Source organism: Streptomyces sp. AC627_RSS907 (assembly GCF_019049165.1).
In genome coordinates, this window is record NZ_JAGMUE010000622.1 from 1 (window position 1) to 585 (window position 585).

Below are 585 nucleotides of genomic sequence, written 5' to 3' on the forward strand. Positions count from 1 at the left end.
GCGTACGACGTGCTCTACAGCGTCTTCGGCGCGCTCGACTTCACCGACCCGCGCGACCTGCTGCCCGTGGCGGCGTCGGCGCTGCGCCCCGGTGGGCGGCTGGTGTTCGCCACCCTGGCCCGGCACGTCACCGGCGAGCCGGCCGCGGCCGAGCCGGTGCCGGCGCGCATCCCGGCCCGTACGCCGGACGGACAGCCGGCCACCCTGTTCCGCTGGGTGCTCCGCCCCCACCGGTGGGCGGCGCTGCTGGACGCGGCGGGGCTGGTCGACGTCGTGGTGGAGTCACTCCCGTCCGCCGGGCAGGGCCCGTCCGCCGTCGACACCCTGCTGGTGAGCGCCGCCCGCCCGCGCCGCGCTGCCCGCTGACGCCTCCCGCTCCGGCTAACCCCGGCCCTGGGCTGGCTCCGGGGCGATCTCCGCGATCAGGTCCTCGACCAGGACCCTGATCGCGTCCCGGATCGGGCGGACGGCCTCGATGCCCTGGCCGGCCGGGTCGTCCAGCGTCCAGTCCAGGTAGCGCTTGCCGGGGAAGACCGGGCAGGCGTCGCCGCAGCCCATGGTGATGCACACGTCCGGGGCCCGGAC

At 77.1% G+C, this 585-nt stretch carries 2 pseudogenes; one reads left to right on the forward strand and one right to left on the reverse strand.

Annotation, left to right across the window (positions count from 1 at the left end):
* Positions 1-366, forward strand: a pseudogene (locus tag KUM32_RS37455) (SAM-dependent methyltransferase); the annotation flags it as partial.
* Between the two features lie 15 nt (positions 367-381).
* Here KUM32_RS37455 and KUM32_RS37460 read toward each other — a convergent pair.
* Positions 382-585 (reverse strand): annotated as a pseudogene (locus KUM32_RS37460) (phosphotyrosine protein phosphatase); the annotation flags it as partial.